Below are 19,005 nucleotides of genomic sequence, written 5' to 3'. Positions count from 1 at the left end.
GTGCCGGTGTCGGCGGCGCCGGCCTTTCCGCCCCCCCACGCGGCTCCGCCGGCACCGCCGACACCGGCGTTGCCCGACAACCACCCGCCGGACCCGCCGGCGCCACCGGCCCCGGCGGGCTGTGCGACAAATGAAGTGCTCCCGCCAGCGCCGCCGGCACCACCTGAGCCCAACAGTCCGGCCGCACCCCCGGCACCACCGGAGCCGCCGGGTGTAGACGCCGTTGCGGGTGCTCCGGAGCCGCCGGCCCCGCCGTCACCGAGCAGCCACCCGCCCGGGGCCCCGTTAGCCCCGGTGCCCGGCGCCCCATCAGCCCCGTTGCCGATCAATGGGCGCCCGGTCAGCGCCTGCACCGGCGCGTTTATCGCGGCAAGCAGCTGCTGCATAGGAGAAGCGTTGGCCGCCTCGGCGGCGGCATAGGCCCCCGCACCCGCCGTCAAGGCTCGCAGGAACTGCTGTTGAAAGGCCGCCGCATGTGTGCTGAGCGCCTGATAACCCAGGGCGTAGTGGGAGAAGGTCGCTGCGATCGCTGCCGACACGTCGTCTTCGGCTGCCGCAAGAATCCCGGTGGTATGAGCTGCGGCCGACACATCCGCGGCGTTGAGGGTCGAAGCGATGCCCGCCAAATCTGTTGCTGCCGAGAAAATATTCTCCGGCGTCACGATCACAAATGACATCTGACACCTCCGAGGGGTCGCGCACCAGCCATGCCCGAACATGGACCGGTAGGAAGGCACAGTACTGCTGCGCAGGAACACCCGTCTCGCAGTTCGCGAACAATCCGCCGGCGTCTCGTGTGGGAGCGTTGCCACGACTCGGCTGCGAACCCCAGTTCCTGACCTCGACCGAGTTCTGTCGGCAGTCGACCTCGCCGCAGGACGCGGCTCAGTACGTGAGCCCTGCCAGAAGTGGCAGTAATGCGACTGGCATGGGCGCTGGTCCCTCGGTCGCTGTAATGAAGCTGTATTGGGTGACCCGGCGCAAACCGAGATGCTGACTGTTGTTGTAGGCCGCCGAGTTGAGCGCCGTCTGGGGAGACACCAGCAGTTCCGAGAGCTGCGGACTTACCGACGGTCCGGGTTCACCGCCGACCAGCTGGCCAATCACCGCGCCTTTTGCATCGTTCACCGGCCAAGGACCGCCGCCCTGGCACGCAAGCCGCGCGGCCATGCAGTCATCGGCGCCGTACACCGTCAGGGCATCTTTGTCGTGGACACTTTTCGCAATGAGTCGTCCGTCCGGATCACTCACCGTCACTGGCGCCGGTTTTTCATTGATCGAGCTGATTCGAGCCAGCACGGCACCGCGCGCTCCCCGAAGTTCGACATGGATGTCGTTGCCGGCGTCCATTCCGGTCAGAACCACAAGCTTCCACAGCCGCTGCGCAACGGCTCCGCCGCGGTGCACCCTGGCCGTTCGGGCAAGAAGGCTGCCGTCGAACCGGCGAAGTTCCCACCTGTGGCCCAGTGGGGTCGTTCCGCCGCAGAACTCCATCGTGAAATGTCCGTGCGTCGCCAGGTCGTTCAGCGATTCGGCTAACGGCTCGTCCAATGGTGATCAGGGGCAACGGCTTCCCGAACGGTGCGCCGACTCCCCCGCTCCTTTCGGAGCATATGGTACGACGCCGGCTACGAACCGGCCCCGTAAACCGGTACCGGCGTCCGGGACTTGGCCAGCAGGTCGGTGACCACCGGCCCCAGCTCGGCGGGGTCCCACTTCGCGCCCTTGTCGATCTGCGGCCCGTGCGCCCACCCTTCGGCGACGCGGATCAGTCCGCCCTCGACTTCGAACACTTTGCCGGTGACGCCGCGGGATTCGACGCTGCCCAGCCACACCACCAGCGGCGAAACGTTCTCCGGCGCCATGGCGTCGAACGCACCGTCCTCCGGCGCGGCCATGGTCTCAGCGAACACAGCCTCGGTCATCCGGGTGCGGGCGGCGGGCGCGATCGCGTTGACCGTGATGCCGTAGCGCCCGAATTCGGCTGCGCCGACCAGAGTCAACGCCGCGATGCCCGCCTTGGCGGCGGAGTAGTTACCCTGCCCGACGCTGCCCTGCAGACCGGCACCTGAGCTGGTGTTGATGATGCGGGCGTTGAGGTCGTCCGGGCCGACGGTTCCGCCTTTGATCTGCCGGCGCCAGTAGGCCGCCGCATGCCGCAAGGTGGCGAAGTGCCCCTTGAGGTGCACGCGGATGACGGCGTCCCACTCACTTTCGCTGGTATTGGCCAACATTCGGTCGCGGATGAAACCGGCGTTGTTGACCAGCACGTCCAGGCCGCCGAATGTGTCGACGGCGGTGTCGATCAGGTTCTGCGCACCGGTCCAGTCGGCGACGTCGTCACCGTTGACCACGGCTTCCCCACCAGCGGCGGTGATTTCGTCGACCACCTGCTGCGCCGGGCTCTCCCCTGCCGATCCGTCGAGTCCCACGCCGATGTCGTTGACTACCACGCGGGCACCCTCGGCGGCGAACGCCAGCGCGTGCGCCCGGCCGATGCCGCGGCCCGCCCCGGTGACGATGACCACCCGCCCGTCAACCCAACCCATATCTACCCTCTCCCTCTACTTGATCGCGCTCGCGTTCGTTGTGGCCAGATAGTGCGGCGGCTCACCACCACCGTGCACCTCCAGCGTTGCCCCGCTGATGTAAGACGCCGCGTCACAGGCCAAAAAGGCTGCGGCCCAGCCGATATCCGCCGGTTTGGCCAGTCGGCCCAGTGGCACATTCTTGGAGATCTCGGCGATCGACTCGGCGTCGCCGTAGAACAGATCGGCCTGTTCGGTTTCCACCATGCCGACCACGCAGGCGTTCACCCGGACCTTCGGCCCCCACTCCACCGCCAGCGTCTCGGTGAGACTCTCTAGCCCGGCCTTGGCCGCCCCGTACGCCGCGGTGCCCGGACTGGGCCGCCTGCCGCTGAGACTGCAGATGTTGACGATCGACCCGCCGCCGGGCTGGTCCTGCATCTTGTCGTTCGCGTACTGCGAAACCAACAGGCCCCCAATGAGATTCAACTCGATGATCTTGCGGCTGAACTTCGGGCTTGACCCCGCCGTCAGCACGTACGGCGAGCCCCCGGCGTTGTTGACGACGACGTCGATCCTGCCGTGTCGCTCGACGATCGCGCCGATCAGGGCTTCGACGGCCTGCTCATCGCGCACATCGCAGCTGTGGAACTCATGCGGAAAGCCTTCGACCGGCCGGCGCGCGCAGGTGACGACCGTCGCGCCCTGTTCGGCGAAAACCGAGCTGATGCCGGCCCCCACGCCGCGAACGCCCCCCGTCACCAGCACCACGCGTCCCGACAGACCCAGATTGATGCTGCCGGGGGCTGATTGGGGTTCGGTCACTGTGCTAGCGTACCAAGCAAGTGCTTGCTTAGGTAATTGGCCCAGCAGACTCAGCAGGAAGTGCTATGACGATCACCTCCACCACCCCCGAACCAGGAATAGTCGCGGTCACCGTCGACTATCCCCCCGTCAACGCCATTCCGTCGCAGGGATGGTTCGAACTCGGCGACGCGATCACCGCCGCCGGACGGGACCCACAGACCCATGCGGTGATCCTGCGGGCCGAAGGCCGCGGCTTCAACGCCGGCGTCGACATCAAGGAGATGCAGCGGACCGAGGGGTTCACCGCACTCATCGACGCGAACCGCGGCTGCTTCGCGGCGTTCCGTGCGGTGTACGAATGCGCGGTGCCGGTGATCGCCGCGGTGAACGGTTTCTGCGTCGGCGGTGGGATCGGGTTGGTCGGCAACGCCGATGTCATCGTCGCCTCCGACGACGCGACTTTCGGGCTGCCGGAGGTAGAGCGCGGCGCGCTGGGCGCTGCCACCCATCTGTCCCGCCTGGTCCCCCAGCACATGATGCGGCGGCTGTTCTTCACCGCCGCCACCGTGGACGCCGCCACCCTGCACCACTTCGGTTCGGTGCACGAGGTGGTGCCCCGCGCCGAGCTGGACGAGGCGGCCCTGAAGGTGGCCCGCGACATCGCCGCCAAGGACACCCGCGTCATCCGCGCCGCCAAGGAGGCGCTGAATTTGATCGACGTACAACGCGTGAACTCGAGTTACCGCATGGAGCAAGGGTTTACCTTCGAGCTCAACCTGGCCGGCGTCGCCGACGAACACCGCGACGCATTCGCCGGAACGGCGAAAGGCAAGAAGGAATGAGCAAACTCACCTCATTGGACGATGCTGTCGCACACGTACAGAGCGGCATGACCATCGGCATCGCCGGCTGGGGATCGCGACGCAAGCCGATGGCCTTCGTGCGCGCCCTGCTGCGCACCGACGTCACCGATCTGACCGTGGTCACCTACGGCGGACCGGACCTCGGTCTGCTGTGTTCGGCCGGCAAGGTCAAGCGGGTGTACTACGGGTTCGTCTCCCTGGACTCGCCACCCTTCTACGACCCGTGGTTTGCCAAGGCCCGCACCAGCGGTGCCATCGAGGCCCGTGAGATGGACGAGGGCATGCTGCGCAACGGTCTGCAGGCGGCGGCACAGCGGCTCCCGTTCCTGCCGACCCGCGCGGGACTCGGCAGTTCGGTGCTCGACTTCTGGGAGGGTGAACTCAAGACGGTCACCAGCCCCTATCCCACCGACGGCGGCTACGAGACCTTGATCGCCATGCCCGCGCTGCGCCTCGATGCCGCATTCGCGCACCTCAACCTCGGTGACCACAGAGGCAATGCCGCATACACCGGCATCGACCCCTACTTCGACGACCTGTTCCTGATGGCCGCCGACAAGCGCTTCCTGTCGGTCGAGCGCATCGTCTCCACCGAGGAACTCGTCAAATCCGTGCCGCCGCAAGCACTGTTGATCAACCGTATGATGGTCGACGGCGTGGTCGAGGCCCCCGGTGGTGCTCATTTCACCACCGCCGCGCCCGATTACGGCCGAGACGAGAAGTTTCAGCGGCACTATGCCGAAGCCGCCTCCACCGAGGAGGGCTGGCAGCAGTTCGTGTCGACGTATCTGTCCGGCAGCGAAGAGGACTACCAGGCCGCCGTGCGCAAGTTCGCCGAGGAGGCAGCCAAATGACCGGCACCCGCGCCGAGATCTGCGCCGTCGCCTGCGCCGAGTTATTCAGGGATGCAGGCGAAATCATGATCAGCCCGATGACCAATATGGCGTCGGTCGGAGCCCGGCTGGCGCGGTTGACGTTCTCTCCAGACATTCTGCTCACCGATGGCGAAGCGCAACTGCTGGCAGATACCCCCGCACTCGGCAAGACCGGACCTGTCGAAGGCTGGATGCCGTTCGGACGCGTCTTCGAGACGCTGGCCTGGGGCCGGCGGCATGTGGTGATGGGCGCCAATCAGGTTGACCGCTATGGCAATCAGAACATCTCGGCGTTCGGCCCGCTGCAGCAGCCGACCCGGCAGATGTTCGGGCTGCGCGGCTCGCCCGGCAACACCATGAATCACGCCACCAGTTACTGGGTGGGCAACCATTCCAAGCGGGTATTCACCGAGAAGGTTGATATCGTCTGCGGCATCGGCTATGACAAGGTAGACGCCGACAACCCGGCTTTCCGGTTCGTCAACATCTTCCGGGTGGTGTCCAACCTGGGTGTCTTCGACTTCGGCGGACCGGACCACACCATGCGGGCGCTGTCCCTGCACCCCGGCGTCGCACCCAACGACGTCCGCGAAGCCACGTCATTCGAGGTGCACGGCCTCGATGAAGCCGACGAGACCCGGCAGCCTACCGACGACGAACTGCGGCTGATCCGCGAGGTCATCGACCCGAAAGCGCTGCGCGACAGAGAGATCCGGTAGTGAGGATCAAGACACCGCTGACCGAGCTGGTCGGCATAGAACACCCGGTAGTGCAGACCGGGATGGGTTGGGTGGCCGGCGCCCGGCTGGTCTCGGCCACGGCCAACGCCGGCGGGCTGGGCATCCTGGCCTCGGCCACCATGACCCTGGACGAGTTGGCCACGGCCATAAGCAAAGTCAAGGCCGCGACCGACAAGCCATTCGGCGTCAACATCCGCGCCGACGCCGCCGATGCCGGTGATCGCGTCGAGTTGATGATCCGCGAGGGCGTCAAGGTCGCTTCGTTCGCTTTGGCGCCCAAGCCTGAACTCATCGCCCGGCTCAAAGAGGCCGGCGCGGTAGTCATCCCGTCGATCGGCGCGGCCAAGCACGCCCGCAAGGTGGCCGGGTGGGGCGCCGACGCGATGATCGTGCAGGGCGGCGAAGGCGGCGGGCACACCGGCCCGGTCGCCACCACCTTGCTGCTGCCGTCCGTTCTGGACGCGGTCGAGGGCACCGGCATCCCGGTGATCGCCGCCGGCGGCTTCTTCGACGGACGTGGACTGGCCGCGGCGTTGTCCTACGGCGCCGCGGGGGTTGCCATGGGCACCCGCTTCCTGCTCACCTCGGATTCCACTGTGCCCGACGCCGTCAAGCGGCGCTATCTTGAATCCGCCCTGGACGGGACCGTGGTCACCACCCGCGTCGACGGCATGCCGCACCGGGTGCTGCGCACCGGGCTGGTGGAGAAGCTGGAAAGCGGTTCGCGGGCAAGGGGTTTCACCGCGGCGGTGCGCAACGCCGCCAAATTCAAGCAGATGTCGCAGATGAGCTGGCGATCGATGATCCAAGACGGGCTAGCCATGCGGCACGGCAAGGAACTCACCTGGTCGCAGGTGGTGATGGCGGCGAACACCCCGATGCTGCTCAAGGCGGGGCTGGTCGAGGGCAATACTGAGGCCGGCGTACTGGCGTCCGGCCAGGTGGCCGGCATCCTGGACGACCTGCCGTCGTGCGCCGAGCTGATCGAGTCGGTGGTGGCCGAGGCGATCGAGCATTTGCAGGCCGCCGCCAAGCTAGTGGAGTAGTTGACGCGTGTCGACTAAGCTCTTCCAGCTATGTCGACCGTCGAGCAGGCCCCAGCGACCTCCGGGTCCACCGCGCAGCACGCGCTGCCCGATCCGGGCGAGGCCGTACCCAAGCTCGCGCTACCCACCATCGGGATCTTTCTCGCGTCCCTGACCGCCTTCGTCACCTGCACCGTCGGCTACATCAACGGCTGGTCACCCTGGTGGGTGACCATTCCGGTCAACGCCGCGGTGACGTTCGTGATGTTCACCGTCGTGCACGACGCGTCGCATTACTCGATCAGCTCGGTCCGCTGGGTCAACGGCCTGATGGGGCGGCTGGCCTGGCTGTTCGTCGGCCCGGTGGTCGCCTTCCCGGCTTTCGGCTACATCCACATCCAGCATCACCGGCACTCTAATGACGACGACGAAGACCCCGACACCTTCGCCTCGCACGGAAAGTGGTGGCAGCTGCCACTCCGGTGGTCGCTGGTGGAGTACTTCTACATCAAGTACTACCTCCCGCGTGCACGCAGCCGCCCGGTCGCCGAATACGCGGAGTCGCTGTTGATGATGGCTCTCTTCATCACCGGAATACTCGCGGCCATCCTCACCGGAAACTTTGTGATCCTGCTCGTCGTATTCCTGATCCCGCAGCGCATCGGCCTGACCATTCTGGCCTGGTGGTTCGACTGGCTGCCCCATCACGGACTCGAGGACACGCAGCGCACCAACCGGTACCGGGCGACCCGCAACCGCGTCGGCGCCGAATGGCTGTTCACCCCGGTGCTGCTGTCGCAGAACTACCACCTGGTGCACCACCTGCACCCGTCGGTGCCGTTCTACCGGTACCTGCGTACGTGGAAGCGTAACGAAGAGGCCTACCTGGAACGCAACGCCGCGATCAACACGGTCTTCGGCCAGCAACTCAACCCCGACGAGTACCGGGAATGGAAAGAGCTCAACGGCAGACTGGCCAAGCTGCTTCCGGTGCGCATGCCGTCCAGATCCAGCTCGCCACACGCCGTGCTGCACCGCATCCCGGTCGCGTCGGTGGACCCCATCACCGCCGACAGCACCCTGGTCACCTTCGCCGTACCCGAGGACTTGCAGGACGCGTTCGGGTTCGAGCCGGGCCAGCACGTCACCGTCGTGGGCGCCGAAGGCGTGCGCCGCAACTACTCGATCTGCGCCCCGGCAACACGCGCACAGTTGCGGATCGCGGTCAAACATATTCCGGGCGGCGCTTTTTCGACGTTCGTGGCCGAACAGCTGAAGGCCGGTGACGTGCTGGAGCTGATGACGCCGACCGGCCGGTTCGGCACCCCGCTGCATCCGCTGAACCGCAAGCACTACGTCGGCCTAGTGGCCGGCAGCGGCATCACGCCCGTCTTGTCAATCCTGGCAACAACTTTGGAGATCGAGACGGAGAGCCGGTTCACGCTCATCTACGGCAACCGCACCAAGGAATCGACGATGTTCCGGGCTGAACTCGACCGCCTTGAATCTAGGTATGCCGACCGTCTGGAAATCCTGCACGTGCTGTCGGGCGAGTCGTTGCACACTCCTGAACTGCGCGGCCGCATCGATCGCGACAAGCTGAACCTGTGGCTGACCGGCAACCTGCAGCCGGACCACGTCGACGAGTGGTTTATCTGCGGCCCGATGGAGATGACCACTACCGTGCGCGAGACGCTGCTGGAGCATCGGGTGGACGCCGAGCGGATTCACCTGGAGCTCTTCCACGGTTTCGAGAGCGCTTCGTCGGGCGAGCATTCGTATGAGAGCGCGACCGTGACGTTCACGCTGTCCGGTAAGCAATGGACGTACGACCTGACACCTGGCGACTCGATCCTCGAGGGCGCGCTGCAGGTGCGCGACGACGCGCCGTACGCCTGCATGGGCGGCGCGTGCGGCACCTGCCGGGCCAAGCTTGTCGAGGGCAACGTCGAGATGGACCACAACTTCGCGCTGGGACAAGCCGAGCTGGACGCCGGTTACATCCTGACCTGCCAGTCGCACCCGACCACGCCGTTCGTCTCGGTCGACTACGACGCCTAGAGGCGTCTGCGTCACGCGTCGGCGCTTCACCATCGAATCTAAGTGCGGCCCGCACCGGTTACCCGGTGCGGGCCGCGTGGCTGTCGGTACACCCTCCGACGATTTCTAAGGTAGGCCACACTAACTTTTTTGGCAACCCGAACTTTCGTTATCGTCGAGGCGCAGCCTCTTCCCTTCGCGAAAGGACTACCTTGATGGCGATCTACCAACTGCCTGAGCTGACTTATGACTACGGGGCCCTGGAGCCGGCGATCAGCGGTGAGATCATGGAACTCCACCATGACAAGCACCACGCCGCCTACGTCAAAGGCGCAAACTCGACCGTCGAACAGCTGGCGGAAGCCCGAGCCCAGCGTTCATTAGGCCACCTGCCCGGCCTGGAGCGGGCGTTGGCTTTTCACCTCGCCGGTCATGCCCTGCACTCGATCTTCTGGACGAACCTGTCACCGGACGGTGGCGACCGCCCCGGGGGCGAGTTGGCCGCGGCCATTGACGAGTTCTTCGGAGACTTCGACGCATTCCGCGCCGAACTGACCGCGGCAACCGGCACAGTGCAGGGCTCCGGGTGGGGCACCCTGGCCTGGGATCCGATCGGCAGCCGTCTCGTCGTGCACCAGATTCATGATCACCACATCAGCCTCGCGATCACGAGCACGCCACTTTTGGTGTTCGACGCCTGGGAACACGCCTTCTATCTGCAGTACCGCAACGTCAAGACCGACTATGTGGAGCAGCTGTGGTCCCTGGTCAACTGGACCGACGTCGCGTCCCGCTTCGACGCGGCCCGTACCGGCCGGCTCTCCGGACTGGACGCGCCCTAGCCGCCGGGCCTCCCCTCCCGCCGAGCGTGAATCTCACGACGCGACACGCCGCTGGCCGTCGTGCGATCCACACTCGGCGGGTCACCAACGCCATCCCGCCGACTGCATCGCCGACACGACGCGCGCGATAAGGGTCCTCAACCGATACTGCAGCAGGTCATTGCTGACCCGGATGATCGTCCATCCCAGATCGAGCAACTCCGACTGCCGGTCGATATCGCGGGCGCGTTGGGCTGGATCCGTCCAGTGCTGCGGTCCGTCGTACTCGATGCCGACGCGCAGCTCTTGGTAGCCCATGTCGATACGGGCCACGAAGTCGCCGTACTCGCCGCACACCCTGATCTGAGTCTGCGGTTTCGGCAGGCCCGCGTCCATCAACGCCAGGCGAGTCCGCGTCTCTTGTGGCGACTCGGCACCTCCGTCGACGAGCGGCAGGATCCGACGGAGCCGCACCAGCCCGCGTGCGCCGGGATGTTCGGCGGCGACCGCGTGAACGTCGGCGATCTTGACATCAGTCGCACGAACCAGGGCATCGAGCCGCTGGACTGCGTGCAGCCGCGTAGTGGTTCGCCGTCCGATGTCAAAGGCGGTGCGCGCCGGGGTGGTTATCGGGACGCCCTCTGCAACGAGCAGCTCGTAAGGTGCCAGCTTGTCGGAATGAACGACGATGCGCGCCGGTGGTTTTCGATTGTGGTGGACCAATTCCGCGTCAAGTGACGGGCTGACCCACTTCGCGCCGAGTAGCGCCGCCGCCGAATTGCCGGCGACAACTCCGCGGCGGCGTGACCACAACCATGCAGCGTAAGCGCGCTGGGTTGCCGTCAGCTCTATGTCGGCCGGCCCGTACACCCCCGGGTAGACGGGCTGATAGAGCGTGCGCATCGCGCGCTCGGGGATGGCCTTGGCGGCCAGCGCTTCGACGCCGAGAAACGGCCAGTCCATGCGGGGATGCTGGCATCCGAGCACCTATTGCTGCGATCACCCATCCCCACCCTGCCCGAGTGTGAATCTCACGACGCGACGCGCCGAAGCAGCGTCGCATAAGCCACGCTCGGCGCGCCGGCGCAGAACTAGAGCCGCTCGATGATAGTCACGTTCGCGGTGCCGCCGCCCTCGCACATCGTCTGCAGGCCGTAGCGACCGCCGATGCGCTCCAGCGTGTTCAGCATGGTGGTGAACAACTTGGCGCCGGTCGCGCCCAGCGGGTGCCCCAGCGCGATCGCGCCGCCGTTGGGATTGACCTTCTCCGGGTCGGCCTTGATCTCCTTGAGCCAGGCCATCACCACAGGCGCGAAGGCCTCGTTGATCTCGACGGTGTCGATGTCGTCGATGGAAAGCCCCGTCTTGTCCAGCGCGTAACGGGTGGCGGGGATGGGCCCGGTGAGCATGAACACCGGGTCGGCACCGCGGGTGCTGATGTGGTGGATGCGCGCGCGTGGTGTCAAACCGTGGTCTTTGACGGCCTGCTCGGATGCCAGCAGCACCGCGGAAGCGCCGTCGGAGATCTGGCTGGCCATCGCCGCGGTCAGGCGGCCGCCGTCGACCAGAGTCTTCAATCCGGCCATCTTCTCCAGCGACGACTCCCGCGGGCCTTCGTCCACCCGGAAAGTGCCGGTTTCGGTTTCGACACTGAGGATTTCGTTGTCGAAGTTGCCACCGCGGATCGCCGCGAAAGCACGCTCGTGGCTCGTCAGCGAGAACTGCTCCATCTCTTCACGCGACAGGTTCCACTTCTCGGCGATCATCTCCGAGCCGCGGAACTGGGAGATCTCCTGGTCGCCGTACCGGTGCAGCCACTGCTTGGATTCGTTTGTGGGTGAAGTGAATCCGAATTGTTCGCCGACGGTCATCGCCGACGAGATCGGGATCTGGCTCATGTTCTGCATGCCGCCAGCCACGATGAGGTCCGCGGTACCCGACATGATCGCCTGCGCGCCAAAAGAAATGGCCTGCTGGCTGGATCCGCATTGGCGGTCGACGGTGACACCGGGCACCTCTTCCGGGTAGCCGGCGGCCAGCCACGACAGTCGGGCGATGTTGCCGGCCTGCCCGCCGATCGCGTCGACGCAACCGGCTATTACGTCGTCGACGGCGGCGGGGTCGACGTCCACCCGGTCCAGAAGGCCGCGCCAACCCAGGGCACCGAGGTCGACTGGGTGGACTCCGGCCAACCCGCCGCCGCGCTTGCCAACCGCGGTACGCACAGCTTCGATGACATAGGCCTCGGAAAACCCAGCCATGTTCAGACTCCTTCTTTTGCGATCCCGCCCAAAACGATGGCGAGATATTTTTGACCCACCTGTTGAGCGGTGAGCGGTCCGCCGGGCTGATACCAGCGCACCGACACCCAGGTGGTGTCACGGATGAAGCGGTAAGTCAGGTCGACGTCCAGGTCGGGCGCGAAGTAACCCTCTTTGATGCCCTGCTTGAGCAGGTCGACCCACATCTTGCGCTGCTGCTTGTTGAGCTCGTCGATGTAGGAGAATCGTGGCTGCGACGAAAGCCGTTGCGCCTCATCCTGATAGATGACGACCTGGGCGTGCCGATGCTCGATCGCCTCGAACGACGCCATGAACAACCCCTTGAGCCGCTCCAAGGGATTGGGTTCGCTCTCGACGATCTCCCGGTAGCGTGCAAACAGCCAGTCCAGGAATCCGCGCAGCAGCTCATCCACCATTTCCTCTTTCGAGGCGAAGTGGTGGTACAGACTGCCCGACAGGATGCCGGCGCCATCGGCGATGTCACGCACGGTCGTGGCGCGTAAGCCGCGTTCGGCGAACATCACCGCGGCGAGTTCCAGTAACTCGTCTCGGCGACTGTTAGCCTGGCCGGCCACCCGCTCCACGTGATCAGGGTATCAACCAAGCGCTTGCTCGGCCAACGCGGCCCGGCAGGCTTGCCCGCTTCCGCCGGCCGGGAGAGATAGTGGGTCGCTCACGGCGGCCGCCGAGAACCGCCACACGGCCCGCCATCTCGCGATCCGGCTAGTCGGTGGCACCATTCCTGCGTACTCAGCTACTGCGGTATGGCGCCAGGTGCCACGGGATACCCGCTCGGCCAAAATTTTCGAGAACTTGGCTAAACAGAACCATATTCGCTGGCGCAACCCTACGGTCTCCCCTGTCGGGTCGGCTCGTCGTGGGCGACGGGGTTAACGGAGGTCGGTGCTGTGAATTTCTCCATGCTTCCACCAGAGATCAATTCCTTGCGGATGATGTGCGGCGCGGGGTCTGCGCCCATGCTGCAAGCCGCAGCGGCCTGGTCGGGTCTGGCCGAGGAGCTGGGGTCGGCCGCGGACTCGTTTTCTTTGGTGACCGCGGGGCTGACCAGTCACGCCTGGCAAGGCCCGGCAGCGGCAGCAATGACAAAAGCAGCGGCGCCCTACGCCACATTCCTGCGCGCCGCCTCAACCCGCGCCCTTACCGCCTCCCTCGGCGCCAAGGCGGTCGCCGACGTCTTCGAGGCCTGCAAGTCCGCCATCGTCCAGCCCGAGGTGATCGCCGCCAACCGCCAAGCCATGGTGCAGGCGGTGCGCACCAACTTCTTCGGGTTCAACGCCCCCTTCATCGCTGCCGCCGAGGCCGCCTACGAAGAGTTCTGGGCCACCGACGTCGCCGCGATGGTCGGCTACCACGGCGGAGCTTCGGCGGTGGCGGCACAGTTGTCGTCGTGGCGGCAGACGCTGCAAGGGCTGCCGGGTATCGGGCAACTCTTCGGCGGGGCAAAGGGAGCCGCTCCAGCCGCGCCGGGGGACCCCAACTTCGGTCTCGGCAATGCCGGTGGCGGAAACATCGGCAGCGGAAACAACAGTGGCACCGGTGCCGGCAACGTCGGCAACGGAAACCTCGGCAGCGGCAACATCGGTAGTGGAAATTTCGGCAATTCTAACGTCGGCAGCGGAAACTCCGGCTCCGGGAACTACGGATTCGGAAACTTCGGCAATGGGAACGTCGGCCTTGGGAACAGCGGATTCGGCAACAGCCTGCTCACCCCGACCGCCGGAAACAACAACGTCGGCCTGGGTAATGCGGGTAACAACAACGTCGGCCTGGGCAACACCGGCAATGGCAACCAAGGAGCCGGCAACACTGGCAACAACAACGTTGGATTTGGCCTTACCGGCAATAATCTGAGCGGTATCGGCAATGCCTACCTCGACCGGACCACCGGTCAATTCCACTTCAACGGCCTGAACTCTGGCGTCGACAACATCGGCTTCGGAAACTCTGGCAACGGAAACATCGGGTTCTTCAACTCCGGCGATGGCAACGTCGGCTTCTTTAATTCAGGTTCCAACCCCATTGTGACAGATCTCGGACAGATTCAATCCGTAGGTTTCGGGAACAGCGGCTTCGGCAACATCGGGTTCGGAAATTCCGGCCAGGGTAACTTTGGCTTCGGCAACGCCGGCAACTTGAACACCGGATTTAGCAACGCGGGCAACTTCAACACTGGCTTCAACAACGCCGGCGGTATCAACACGGGCATAAACAACGCGGGCAACATGAACACTTTCGACGGCAACTCCGGCAACACCAACACTGGATTTTGGAATTCCGGCAATGCGAACACCGGCTCCGGATTCAACACATCTAGCGGCGCAACGACATCCGGCTTCGGGAATACCGGTACCAATGTCTCCGGTTTCTACAACACGCCCAGCGGCGCCAACCCGACCTTAGTGTCAGGATTCTTCAACAAGGCCAGCGGCGCAACGAACTTGAACGGCGACATGTCTGGGTTTTTCAACACCGGAGTGACGGCAGCCGTGGGTCCGTTCCCAAGTGGGTTCGTCGCCGGGTTGAATAGCGGTCTGCTCAACTCGGGCACCGGCGTGGCCGGATTGTTCAGCCTGACTCAATTTCTGAGGAACCTGACGTAGGCGGGCGCACCATGCTTCGAGTAGGGCATTGGCGATACCAACCTTTGCCTCAACAATTGCGGTTCTTCAAGGGTCGGCGGTCTTTGACCCAGTAGGGGACGGCGCGCACTGGAAGCCGTCACTAAGCCCCGCCCCCGCCGGCCGTGGGCCGTCTCGGATGGCCCGAGCACTTCGTGCTCCGGCCCGTCGCCCACCGTGGTTGAGCACTCTCAGCAACTGCATAGCGGCCGCCGCACGCCCCGGAAAGTTCACTAACCAGCAGCATGCTCGAAATCTTTGAGCAAAACGACACATGTTCAACAGCGAAGTCGTATCGTCTCTCGCGTCGGGTCGGCTCTTCACGGGCGGCGGGGTTAACGGAGGTCAGCGCTGTGAACTTTTCTATGCTTCCACCAGAAGTCAACTCGTTGCGGATGATGTGCGGCGCTGGGTCCGCGCCCATGCTCCAGGCCGCAGCGGCCTGGTCGGGCCTGGCCGAAGAACTCGGGTCAGCGGCGGACTGCTTCGGCGCGGTGACCACAGGGCTGACCAGTCAGGCCTGGCAGGGTCCGGCGGCGGCGGCCATGACGGAAGCGGCCGCCCCCTACCGCGCGTTCCTGCAAGCCGCCTCCACCCAGGCGCTGACCGCCTCCGTCGGGGCGAAGACGGTTGCTGAGGTGTTCGAGTCGGCCAAATCCGCCGTCGTTCACCCCGAGGTGATCGCGGCCAACCGGCGAGCGATGGTGCAGGCGGTGCGCACCAACTTTTTTGGTTTCAACGCGCCCTTCATCGCCGCCGCCGAGGCTGCCTACGAGGAATTCTGGGCCACCGACGTGGCCGCGATGTTCGGCTACCACGGCGGAGCCTCGGCAGTTGCCGCCCAACTGTCGTCCTGGCAGCAGACACTGCAGGGCCTGCCCGGAATCGGCCAGCTCTTCGGCGGAGTGAAGGGCGCCGCCCCGGCCGCCCCCGGTGACCCCAACCTCGGCATCGGCAACAAGGGTGGCGGCAACATCGGCAACGGCAACAACAGCGGGACCGGTGCCGGCAACATCGGCAACGGGAACACCGGCAGCGGCAACTTCGGCGGCGGCAATACCGGCAACAACAACATCGGCAGCGGCAACTCCGGCAACAACAACCGTGGCTTCGGGAATGCCGGCAACGGAAACTTTGGGCTCGGAAACGTCAACAACTCTGCCAGCGGCCCCGGGAACATCGGTCTGGGCAACGTCGGCAGCAACAACGTCGGTATAGGTAATACCGGCATCGGCAATCAAGGCGGCGGAAACACCGGCAACAACAACATCGGGTTCGGCCTCACCGGGAACAACTTGGTCGGTGTCGGCGGCACCTACTACAACACTGCGACCGGTCAATTCACTTTCGGTCTGAACTCGGGCAACGGCAACATCGGGTTGTTCAACTCGGGCACTGGCAACATCGGGTTCTTCAACTCGGGCGACGGGAATGTCGGCTTCTTCAACTCCGGCGCCAATCCCAATCCTGCCAACCTGGGCCAGATACAAGGCGTCGGCATTGGCAACTCCGGATTCGGCAGCATCGGCATCGGAAACACTGGCCAGGGGAACTTCGGCTTGGGCAACTCCGGCTTCTTGAACACCGGCCTCGGGAACACGGGTGTCCTGAACACCGGCTTGGCCAACTCAGGGCTCCTTAACACAGGAATGGATAACTCGGGCAGTTTCAATACCTTCGACGGCAATTCGGGTAGCACCAACACGGGCTTCTTCAATTCCGGGAACACGAACTCGGGCAGCGGTTTCACCACAAACAGCGGCGCCACTCACTCAGGTGTTGGCAACACGGGCAACGTGGGAAGTTCGGGCTTCTTCAACACCGCTTCGGGCGCGGCGGGCAACGGCGCGATGTCCGGCTTCTTCAACACTGCCAGCGGGGCAAGCCCGGTGTTCGGTACCAACGGCCAGATTTCCGGCTTCTTCAACACAGGAGCGCCGGGCACCACCGGCAACCTGTTTGCCGGGCAAATCTCGGGCTTGCTTAACATGGGCACGCAAGTGCCGGGCATCTTCAACATTGTGTCGCTTTTAAAAAACCTGACCTGAGCTGACGGTCGTTAAGCAGGCAGTGCAGGCGCCGGCAGGATTGCTGCGGCAATTTGACCAACCTGTCGACGTCGGGCAGTAAGCGATACCGCTGCGGATAACGCCGGAAGCCTCAACACATCCAAGGCAACTCGCGCAGCACCATTACCGATTCTTCATTTCAGGGCCACGAAAGCGCCTCAGCCAGATTGGCTGGGCGTCGGCTCCGATGTATCGAAATGACTCGCTGCGTTAGCGTCGGGATCTAGCCGCATCAAACTGCTGAAGGACGTGACCGGATAGTCATCAATCGGCGAAGTTAACCGATAGTTGTAAAAGCGGTCTTCGGCCTTCGTGTTTTCGGCTTTCGGATGTCGGCTGTGATCATATTTGTCTAATTCTTGGCAAAACCAAACACATACAACAGTGAAGTCGTATTGTCTCTCGGGTCGGGTTTGCTCCCTCACGGGCGAGGGGTTAACGGAGGTCAATGCTGTGAACTTTTTCATGCTTCCACCAGAGGTCAATTCGCTGCGAATGATGTGCGGTGCTGGGTCGGCACCCATGCTGCAAGCCGCGGCGGCGTGGTCGAGCCTGGCCGACGAGCTGGGATCAGCGGCGGACTCCTTCGGCGCGGTGACTACAGGCCTGACCAGTCAGGCTTGGCAAGGCCCTGCGGCGGCAGCCATGACCGAAGCGGCGGCCCCTTACCGCGCGTTCCTGCGGGCCGCCTCCACGCGCGCACTGACCGCCTCCACCGGCGCCAAGGCGGTGGCCGAGGTGTTCGAGGCGTGCAAGTCCGCGATGGTTCACCCCGAGGTGATCTCGGCCAACCGACGAGCCATGGTGCAGGCCGTCCGCACCAACTTCTTCGGGTTCAACGCGCCGTTCATCGCCGCGGCGGAGGCCGCCTACGAGGAATTCTGGGCCACCGACGTCGCCGCGATGGTCGGTTACCACGGCGGAGCGTCAGCGGTGGCCGCGCAGCTGTCATCCTGGCAGCAGACCCTGAAAAGCCTGCCAGGCATCGGACAGCTCTTGGGCGGCGCCGGCGGTGTCGCTCCGGCCGCCCCAGGAGACCCGAACTTCGGCATCGGCAACAAGGACGGCGGCCTGAACTTCGGCAACGGGAACACGGGCAACAACAACTTCGGCAACGGCAACACGGGTGACAGCAACGTTGGCGGCGGAAACACCGGCAACAACAACATCGGCAGCGGGAACAGAGGCTTCGGCGTCGGTGGCACGGGTAGAGGCAACTGGGGCTTCGGCAACCTCGGTAACGACAACATCGGCATGGGCAATCGCGGCAACCCCGCCACCAGCTCCAATCCCGGCGCCAATTTCGGTCTGGGCAACTTCGGTAACGGCAACTTCGGTCTCGGAAACCACGGCGACCTAAATGTAGGTGCCGGCAACACCGGCAACGGCAACGTCGGGTTCGGGCTCACCGGCAACAAACTGGTCGGTGTCGGCGGCGCCTACTACGACTCGGCGACCGGCGCGTTCCACTTCGACAACCCATTTGCCAACGGCAACATCGGCTTCGGGAACTCCGGCACCGGTAACATCGGCTTCTTCAACTCCGGTGACGGCAACGTCGGCATCTTCAACTCAGGCTTCCACGCACCTGCCGATCCCGAATTTGGCAACATCCAAGGCATTGGCATCGGCAACTCCGGCTTCGGGAACATCGGCATCGGTAATACCGGCACGGGAGACTTCGGCATTGGGAACGTCGGCCAACTGAACACCGGTATTGGCAATGCGGGCAGCTTCAATACTGGCTTCGGCAACTCGGGTAGCTTAAACACCGGCTGGAACAACTCCGGCAGCACTAATACCTTCGACGGCAACTCCGGCAACACCAACACCGGTTTCTGGAATTCCGGCAACCTCAACACCGGCTTCGGGGCCACTACCGATAGCACCGCCACACACTCCGGGTTCGGGAATACCGGCAACTTCGGAAGCTCCGGCTTCTTCAACACCGCCTCCGGTGGAGTTACCAACGGGAACATGTCCGGCTTATTCAACACAGCCAGCGGTGGCACTGGGAACGACGGCCGAATTTCCGGGTTCTTCAATACCGGGGTCACTGGCGCCCTAGCACCCCTATTCCCGGTCAGCGGCGTTGTCAGCGGATTCAACTCCGGCTTCCTCAACCGCGGTACCGGGGTGGCGGGCCTCTTCAGCATCACTCAGCTGCTGAAGAACCTCTGACATTACCGAAGACCGAGCGACTGAGAATGCTCGCCGGGGCCGGAGCCTTGGCGAGCATTTTCCGTCAGCGGTCGACTTCCTGGATATTGCTCGAAGGCCCCAGATAAGAACCGGTTTCATCTATCGTCCGGGCCT

The 19,005-nt window shown here is 64.5% G+C and carries 16 protein-coding genes; 9 read left to right on the top strand and 7 right to left on the bottom strand.

Annotated features, from left to right (window positions below; translation table 11 throughout):
* From AWC08_RS10200 to AWC08_RS10185, 4 genes are all read right to left on the bottom strand, one after another.
* Positions 1–677: PE family protein (locus AWC08_RS10200; RefSeq protein ID WP_142283506.1), on the bottom strand; the 677-nt coding region annotated here is incomplete at its 3' end.
* A 208-nt stretch (positions 678–885) separates the two neighbouring features.
* Positions 886–1,350, bottom strand: a complete 465-nt coding sequence (locus tag AWC08_RS10195) for a hypothetical protein (protein ID WP_142283505.1) — start codon at positions 1,348–1,350, stop codon at positions 886–888.
* A 278-nt stretch (positions 1,351–1,628) separates the two neighbouring features.
* Positions 1,629–2,549 carry an SDR family oxidoreductase gene (locus AWC08_RS10190; RefSeq protein WP_065132117.1) on the bottom strand — a complete coding sequence of 307 codons (921 nt, stop codon included), beginning with the start codon at positions 2,547–2,549 and terminating at the stop codon, positions 1,629–1,631.
* 15 nt (positions 2,550–2,564) lie between these two features.
* The gene (locus AWC08_RS10185) at positions 2,565–3,353 is read right to left on the bottom strand and encodes an SDR family oxidoreductase (RefSeq protein ID WP_065132116.1); all 789 of its coding nucleotides are present in this window, start codon (positions 3,351–3,353) and stop codon (positions 2,565–2,567) included.
* 65 nt (positions 3,354–3,418) lie between these two features.
* Here AWC08_RS10185 and echA20 point away from each other — a divergent pair, with 65 nt between their 5' ends.
* The 6 genes from echA20 (at position 3,419) to AWC08_RS10155 (ending at position 9,720) form a co-directional block, all read left to right on the top strand.
* On the top strand, positions 3,419–4,177 hold the full coding sequence (echA20, locus tag AWC08_RS10180; RefSeq protein ID WP_065132115.1) for a (7aS)-7a-methyl-1,5-dioxo-2,3,5,6,7,7a-hexahydro-1H-indene-carboxyl-CoA hydrolase: 759 nt from the start codon (positions 3,419–3,421) through the stop codon (positions 4,175–4,177).
* Entirely contained in the window at positions 4,174–5,052 is an 879-nt protein-coding gene (gene ipdA, locus AWC08_RS10175; protein WP_065132114.1) for a cholesterol ring-cleaving hydrolase subunit IpdA, read from the top strand. The genes echA20 and ipdA overlap by 4 nt, the downstream gene beginning before the upstream one ends.
* Positions 5,049–5,792 carry a cholesterol ring-cleaving hydrolase subunit IpdB gene (gene ipdB / locus AWC08_RS10170; protein ID WP_065132113.1) on the top strand — a complete coding sequence of 248 codons (744 nt, stop codon included), beginning with the start codon at positions 5,049–5,051 and terminating at the stop codon, positions 5,790–5,792. Before ipdA ends, ipdB begins: the two co-directional genes overlap by 4 nt.
* Positions 5,792–6,859, top strand: a complete 1,068-nt coding sequence (ipdC, locus tag AWC08_RS10165; protein WP_065132112.1) for a (3aS,4S,5R,7aS)-5-hydroxy-7a-methyl-1-oxo-octahydro-1H-indene-4-carboxyl-CoA dehydrogenase — start codon at positions 5,792–5,794, stop codon at positions 6,857–6,859. The genes ipdB and ipdC overlap by 1 nt, the downstream gene beginning before the upstream one ends.
* A gap of 30 nt (positions 6,860–6,889) precedes the next feature.
* On the top strand, positions 6,890–8,899 hold the full coding sequence (locus AWC08_RS10160) for a fatty acid desaturase (protein WP_065132111.1): 2,010 nt from the start codon (positions 6,890–6,892) through the stop codon (positions 8,897–8,899).
* Between the two features lie 194 nt (positions 8,900–9,093).
* The gene (locus AWC08_RS10155; protein WP_065132110.1) at positions 9,094–9,720 is read left to right on the top strand and encodes a superoxide dismutase; all 627 of its coding nucleotides are present in this window, start codon (positions 9,094–9,096) and stop codon (positions 9,718–9,720) included.
* A gap of 81 nt (positions 9,721–9,801) precedes the next feature.
* Here AWC08_RS10155 and AWC08_RS10150 read toward each other — a convergent pair whose 3' ends face one another.
* From AWC08_RS10150 to kstR2, 3 genes are all read right to left on the bottom strand, one after another.
* Positions 9,802–10,662 carry a DUF559 domain-containing protein gene (locus AWC08_RS10150; RefSeq protein ID WP_065132109.1) on the bottom strand — a complete coding sequence of 287 codons (861 nt, stop codon included), beginning with the start codon at positions 10,660–10,662 and terminating at the stop codon, positions 9,802–9,804.
* Positions 10,663–10,790: 128 nt separating this feature from the next.
* Complete coding sequence (gene fadA6 / locus AWC08_RS10145; RefSeq protein WP_065132108.1) at positions 10,791–11,960, bottom strand: steroid 3-ketoacyl-CoA thiolase FadA6; 1,170 nt, start codon at positions 11,958–11,960, stop codon at positions 10,791–10,793.
* Between the two features lie 2 nt (positions 11,961–11,962).
* On the bottom strand, positions 11,963–12,565 hold the full coding sequence (gene kstR2 / locus AWC08_RS10140; protein WP_142283504.1) for a TetR family transcriptional regulator KstR2: 603 nt from the start codon (positions 12,563–12,565) through the stop codon (positions 11,963–11,965).
* A gap of 336 nt (positions 12,566–12,901) precedes the next feature.
* Between kstR2 and AWC08_RS10135 the strand changes: the two genes are divergently transcribed.
* From AWC08_RS10135 to AWC08_RS10125, 3 genes are all read left to right on the top strand, one after another.
* Complete coding sequence (locus AWC08_RS10135; protein ID WP_065132140.1) at positions 12,902–14,602, top strand: PPE family protein; 1,701 nt, start codon at positions 12,902–12,904, stop codon at positions 14,600–14,602.
* 383 nt (positions 14,603–14,985) lie between these two features.
* Positions 14,986–16,668: a PPE family protein gene (locus AWC08_RS10130; RefSeq protein ID WP_065132107.1), complete on the top strand. Its 1,683-nt coding sequence runs from the start codon at positions 14,986–14,988 to the stop codon at positions 16,666–16,668.
* Between the two features lie 486 nt (positions 16,669–17,154).
* Complete coding sequence (locus tag AWC08_RS10125) at positions 17,155–18,870, top strand: PPE family protein (RefSeq protein WP_069434601.1); 1,716 nt, start codon at positions 17,155–17,157, stop codon at positions 18,868–18,870.
* Positions 18,871–19,005: the final 135 nt, after the last annotated feature.

The sequence above is a fragment of the Mycobacterium gordonae genome (assembly GCF_002101675.1).
Lineage (GTDB): Bacteria > Actinomycetota > Actinomycetes > Mycobacteriales > Mycobacteriaceae > Mycobacterium > Mycobacterium gordonae.
The sequence above is the reverse complement of the archived record's forward strand: the minus strand, read 5'-3'. Positions and strand labels throughout refer to the sequence as shown.

Excerpts from the sequence above, each read along its gene's own strand:
- AWC08_RS10195 (WP_142283505.1), bottom strand. The coding sequence starts at position 1,350 with ATGGACGCCGGCAACGACATCCATGTCGAACTTCGGGGAGCGCGCGGT.
- AWC08_RS10190 (WP_065132117.1), bottom strand. The coding sequence starts at position 2,549 with ATGGGTTGGGTTGACGGGCGGGTGGTCATCGTCACCGGGGCGGGCCGC.
- echA20 (WP_065132115.1), top strand. The coding sequence starts at position 3,419 with ATGACGATCACCTCCACCACCCCCGAACCAGGAATAGTCGCGGTCACC.
- ipdA (WP_065132114.1), top strand. The coding sequence starts at position 4,174 with ATGAGCAAACTCACCTCATTGGACGATGCTGTCGCACACGTACAGAGC.
- ipdB (WP_065132113.1), top strand. The coding sequence starts at position 5,049 with ATGACCGGCACCCGCGCCGAGATCTGCGCCGTCGCCTGCGCCGAGTTA.
- AWC08_RS10160 (WP_065132111.1), top strand. The coding sequence starts at position 6,890 with ATGTCGACCGTCGAGCAGGCCCCAGCGACCTCCGGGTCCACCGCGCAG.
- AWC08_RS10155 (WP_065132110.1), top strand. The coding sequence starts at position 9,094 with ATGGCGATCTACCAACTGCCTGAGCTGACTTATGACTACGGGGCCCTG.
- AWC08_RS10150 (WP_065132109.1), bottom strand. The coding sequence starts at position 10,662 with ATGGACTGGCCGTTTCTCGGCGTCGAAGCGCTGGCCGCCAAGGCCATC.
- fadA6 (WP_065132108.1), bottom strand. The coding sequence starts at position 11,960 with ATGGCTGGGTTTTCCGAGGCCTATGTCATCGAAGCTGTGCGTACCGCG.
- AWC08_RS10135 (WP_065132140.1), top strand. The coding sequence starts at position 12,902 with ATGCTTCCACCAGAGATCAATTCCTTGCGGATGATGTGCGGCGCGGGG.
- AWC08_RS10130 (WP_065132107.1), top strand. The coding sequence starts at position 14,986 with ATGCTTCCACCAGAAGTCAACTCGTTGCGGATGATGTGCGGCGCTGGG.
- AWC08_RS10125 (WP_069434601.1), top strand. The coding sequence starts at position 17,155 with ATGCTTCCACCAGAGGTCAATTCGCTGCGAATGATGTGCGGTGCTGGG.